The organism is Haloferax sp. s1 (genome assembly GCF_058382125.1).
On sequence record NZ_JBZRPK010000474.1, the window covers coordinates 1 to 5351 of the forward strand.

General features: G+C 55.4%; 5 protein-coding genes and 1 pseudogene. 3 read left to right on the forward strand and 3 right to left on the reverse strand.

Annotated elements, in window-relative coordinates; translation table 11 throughout:
• The 3 genes and pseudogenes from QT222_RS07150 to QT222_RS07160 form a co-directional block, all read left to right on the forward strand.
• A pseudogene (locus QT222_RS07150) lies at positions 1-728 on the forward strand (hypothetical protein); the annotation flags it as partial.
• Between the two features lie 489 nt (positions 729-1217).
• Positions 1218-2177 carry a hypothetical protein gene (locus QT222_RS07155; protein WP_491476765.1) on the forward strand — a complete coding sequence of 320 codons (960 nt, stop codon included), beginning with the start codon at positions 1218-1220 and terminating at the stop codon, positions 2175-2177.
• 247 nt (positions 2178-2424) lie between these two features.
• A complete protein-coding gene (locus QT222_RS07160; RefSeq protein ID WP_162485784.1) occupies positions 2425-2583 on the forward strand; it encodes a DUF7576 family protein in 159 nt (52 codons plus the stop codon).
• 37 nt (positions 2584-2620) lie between these two features.
• Here the strand turns inward: QT222_RS07160 and QT222_RS07165 are convergent, their stop codons facing one another.
• The 3 genes from QT222_RS07165 to QT222_RS07175 form a co-directional block, all read right to left on the reverse strand.
• Complete coding sequence (locus tag QT222_RS07165; RefSeq protein WP_004060686.1) at positions 2621-3517, reverse strand: hypothetical protein; 897 nt, start codon at positions 3515-3517, stop codon at positions 2621-2623.
• Between the two features lie 223 nt (positions 3518-3740).
• Positions 3741-4535, reverse strand: a complete 795-nt coding sequence (locus tag QT222_RS07170) for a helix-turn-helix transcriptional regulator (RefSeq protein ID WP_491476766.1) — start codon at positions 4533-4535, stop codon at positions 3741-3743.
• A gap of 337 nt (positions 4536-4872) precedes the next feature.
• Positions 4873-5351 (reverse strand): helix-turn-helix domain-containing protein (locus QT222_RS07175; protein WP_491476767.1); only part of this gene is annotated, 479 nt, incomplete at its 5' end.

Here is a 5351-nt window from a genome sequence, read left to right on the forward strand (position 1 = left end):
ATGTCGAGATTGAACGCGACCACGGCGAGGTTGAGATCGAGACTGACGAGCACGAAATCGAACACGACGGCGAGGAGCTCGAAGTCGAAAAGGCGGGCTTCAACTTCGAAAACCTCGGTGAAGAGGACGATGTCGATGTGGAGGCCGACGATATAGAGGTCGAACAGGACGACGACGATGCTGAAGTCGAGGACGAAGATGGCCTCGACTTCGAGAACGATGGCGACCGCCTCGAATTCGAAGACGATTCAGGTACAATCGACTTAGAAGCGACTGACGACGCTGCTGACGTCGAATTCGACGGTGGAGAGATCGAACAGCTCGAAGACGCCCTCGAAGTCGAGACCGACGACACCGACTTCGAGAATAACGGAGACGAGGTCGAACTCGAAACGGACGACCACGACATCGAGCAGAGCGATGACGATGTCGATGTCGAAGACGACGAAGACGACCTCGACTTCGAGAGCTTCGACGGCGGTGATGCCGTTGACTTCGAGACTGAGGACCACGACATCGAACAGGTCGGTGACGAGGTCGATGTCGAAGACGACGAGGACGGCTCAGAATTCGAAAACGATGGAGACGAGGTCGAATTCGAGACCGACGACCACGACATCGAGCAAAGCGGCGAGAACCTCGATGTCGAGGACGACGACGGCGTCGACCTCGAATCCGACGGTGAAACCGTCGACCTCGAACAGGAGGACGAAGACACCGAGGCGTGATCACCCTCGACGAATTAGGACAACAATCCCCGCGACGTGTTCACCGGCCCTAGCGCGGAAATGACGATGCGGAGGACGAAGATTGACTTCGTCCCTCCGTAACGTCTCTTAGACCAAGCCACGTTTGCTATCGTGCAGAACATCCTAGTACCGACGTTCTCAGAGATTTTTGCTGAGTCTATCGACGCTGAACCTCTCACTCGCCATCTACATGACTACTCAAAGAAACGGACGGTCTACTGTGGGTGTACTTGCCAATACATATATCTGTGTGGAGGGCGAGGAGATAACTAAGGCGGTTGTGTGTGGCCCACGGACGTGTGTGGTTCACGGACAAACGAAGTGAAACTCACCGTTCGAGACACGAAACATGGGTCGTGTCCGCGGTCAGTGTCAGTTATTAACACGTGTTTATCTCGGTAAAGGGACGTGTACGGACCGACTATTCTCACACGTTAGTTGAGCGCACCCGACTGACAAGCACAACCCATGAGACGACACATACTCAGGACCGCAGCGGTAGTTGTAGTTAGCCTGTTGGTCGTCGTCGCATTAGCTGGTGGTGTCGGTACGGTGAGCGCCGAGAAGACCGACCTCGCACGTTCCGACCATTTTGACCACGAGGACGACGACCACGATGACCACGAGGACGACGACCACGATGACCACGAGGATGACGACCACGAGGACGACCTCGAGGATCTCTTCGATGACGAAGACCTCGACGACCTCGACGAGGACGAGATTGAGGCTCTCCTCGACCACGGGGACTTCGACGACCTCGACGAGGATGACCTCGATGCTCTCCTCAACCACGACGACTTCGACGACTTTGACGAGGAGATCCTCGAAGATATCCTCGACCATGAGGACTTTGACGACCTCGACGAGGATGACCTCGATGCTCTCCTCGACCACGACGACTTCGATGAGGACGACTTCGAGGACCTCCTAGACGACGAGTTCGATGACCTCGACGAGGATGACCTCGAAGATCTCCTCGACGATGAGGACGATCTTGAGGACCTCTTCGATGACGACTTCGACGATGACTTCGATGACGACTTCGATGATGACTTCGATGACGACTTCGATGATGACTTCGACGACGATGAAGAAGTCGAGATCGACTTCGGCGACGACAGCGTCGAAGGCGACGACGGTGTCGAACTCGACCACGGCGATGACGAGATTGAGGTCGACGACGACGCTGAGGTCGAATTCGATGACGACGAAGTCGAAGTCGAAGGCGACGATATCGACCTCGACCACGGTGACGACGAAATAGAGATCGACGACGACGGCGAGGTCGAATTCGACGATGACGGTCTGGAAGTCGAAGCCGACGATGAGGTCGAACTCGACCACGGTGACGACGAAATCGATATTGAGGGCGACGACATCGAAATCGACCACGACGGTGATGGTATCGAAATCGACATCGGATAACGGGATGAGACGTCGACCGCACTAGCGGCATGGCGACTGCTTTTCCCGTCGCGTGGTTAGAACCAGATGGCACGTCTATAGCTGGCTGTCCCAGCGGTGTTTCGAGCTATAACCCGTGTTTCGAAGTTCGAAACATGTGTCGCCGAGGTACGGGTGTGTTCCTGTATTCCCAAGTCCGAACCGGGAAAGTAACCACCACTGAACCCCTACAATTATATGACCCCAGACTATGAGCAGACATAGCACAATGCACTACCGAGGACGGCAGATTGACCACTGCGCCTCCTGTGGTGAGATCATCGATGTCTCCGAGTGGCACCCCACGAAAGCCAGAACGACCGACGGGGAGACGGAGATCTACAGCTTCTGTAGCGAGCGCTGTCGTAACCAGTGGACGGGTCGCTAAGCCGGGTTTACACCGCAACAAGTAATCAGTATCAGTACTATCGGATGCGAGATGCCAACAACGCTAGTTCGTCAACGAGGTCGTCACATCCGGGTTCCATCTCGCAGAGACGGTTCGTATACTCGGCGTTCGAATACTCGAACGACTGGTAGACTGCTTCGATTTGGGCCGCGACTTCCTCGGGGTCGTAGTGGTCCAATAGCCACATAACTGGGGTCTCGATCCCGTTTTTCAGGTCTTCTTCGATGTCTCTAACGTCGTCGTAGAGGAGACAGTGTGCACGGAATGTCCGAAGGTCGTTCTCGATGCGGTCGGCCCTCTCGATATCGACGTCGGAGACGAGTGCCGGTACAGTACCAAACACGGAGATGTCCCGAGCGCGGAATCCGTACACGAACCGGATTAGCTCCATCGCCCGTTCTCTCGATGTTTCATCTTTCAGGGCGCGTGCTACTTCCTGTTCGACCGCCGGGATTCGGGATGCTTCGACGAAATACACGCTGAGTGCGTCGACTACTACATCTCTGTTCGGTTCCGGAATGCTGGAGAACGACAACAGACTCGAAAACGCAACGTTGACCGCGAGTTTCGTCCGGTGGCGTCTGTCCGACTGGTCGGTGTCGATGAACTCGTCCAGCATCCCGACGAATGCATCGAGACCAGCCAAAATGCGTACGATTATCTCGCGTTCGTCGCGGTCAAGAAACTGCTCATACGCGACGAGCGCAGGAACCGTCCGTGTCGGTTTCCGGCCGGACTCCCACAGTGTGAGGGGAAAATCCAAGGCTTCGTGAACGGAACCGACGTCGAAACTATCGGGAACGGATATCTCAGCGTCCTGCTCGTATGCGGCAACCTCGGTTGCGAGGTTGCGGTAGACCTCGTACACCTCTTGATTGAGGTCTGATATTTCCGGCCCGTCGAAGTCGGTCATGGTGATTGGATTGTGTCTGGTTCGCGACCGGTATCCGAATGCTGGGATACCGGTTGTTGGCAGTTCATGTTAAATTACGATGAGCGCATAGAAGAACTCTTTGGAGAGCTATAAATCAGTTCCTTACGTACTAATAAAGTCGTAGAGCGTTCGTAATGGACTTACCGAATAGTTAGTGGGTCGGCTCTTGCCGGCCGGGACACCCCCGATGTATTGCTCCGGATCAACTGCCTCCGGGCGTAGCGGGGGTCGCCTCCGCTCGATACTGTTCCCACTTCTCTTTGCCCCACTCGACCGCGCGTTCGGAGTCGTTCAGAATGAATCCCCTGAGTTCTCCCCCACGGTCGTACACGATAATGCCTACCTTCGGGGTTGGTTTCTCGATAACTAGCAATCCGAACGGGAGTTCCTCGTCTGTCACTTGGACTTTGAGAACATCGCTTTCGACGGCCTCCGCAAATTGGTCAGCGTAGTCAGTGGCAAGGTGGTTAAATGCGGCCCGTTCGAAAACTAACTCGGCTTCGAGTTTGCCAGCGATGAACTGTTCGTGGAAAAGGTCAACGTAGCTTGGCAGGACCACTGGACCGGTCCCCCGCAACACGTCAGCATCACGGATCGCATCCCCAATCATCGTTACCGGCCGGTTTGGTGCGTGTCGCTCGGCGAATGACACCTCAGCGCCTTCAAGAACCTCGACATCGAGGTCGATATCCGTCGGAAGAATTGCGAGCAACTGGGCCGGACGACAGATAACTTCGACTCGACTTCGGAACCGTTGGTATTCCTCGAACAGAAGGTAGCCGGCCGCCGTGAGTTCGTACCCGCTGTCTCCTCTTCGGGCAAGACCTAGTTCTTCGAGTTCGCGGATGGCTTTGTACGCGGTAGAGCGTGATACACCGAGAGATTCACGAATATCCCGATTATATTGGGGGCCGTCCAGCAGCCGTTGAATGACGTCCGCACGGCGTGCCACGGCATCAACTACATCGTCGGGATCGATTCGGCTGTTCGTAGACATCAAGAACGCTCCACCCGTCCTAGCGGGTTCAAACGTATATCGGTTTTGTCGGTACTGTCACCAATCGACGACATCAACGAACGTCTCGACTAGTTTTTGTTCGATTGGTTTGCGATACTGTTGGTGATAGAAACGAAAGTGGAAATAGAGACCGGAGTAGGGAGAGTGAAAGAGACCGGAATAGGGAGAGTGAAAGAGACCGGAATAGGGGGAGTGAAGATTGGTTGCGTTGGCGGATAGATGGTGATTGAGTCGACGAGTGGAAGGCGGTTGTGTCGGTGAGTCTATCGTGTTTCCGACCCGGACACCGGGTTGTAATCTGCATCTGTAGCGGTGATTATTCGGGGTGTTCGTGTGTGTCCCCGAAGAGCGATGCCATCAGTTTCCGTTCGGCTTTCCGAATGTGTTGATGGAAGGTTGCCGAAGAGATACCCATTAACTCGGCAACGTCCTCTGCAGTGCTCTCTCGGGGCCAATCGAAGTAGCCGGCGTAGTACGCCGATTTAGCCGCCATCCGTTGTTTGTCCGTAAGTCGGTCGTCGACCTCGTCTCGGAACTCGGCGGCCGTCTGAACCGAGCGATCGACTTCGCGCTTTGCGACCAATTCCGAGTCGGGATAGAAACTCTGGAACGCTTGGACGACCTTCCGGATATCCGCCGTCTGGGGTGCTTCGAGAATGACGGTTCCCTCGCCGTTGTCGGCATCTGCCGACCGGATGCTCGCGCCGATATCTATCATCGCATCCGGCACGGACTCTGCCCTGACCACTTCGAGCAGGCACTCGCTGTCGTGTTCTTGGATGAGACGAGCGCTGG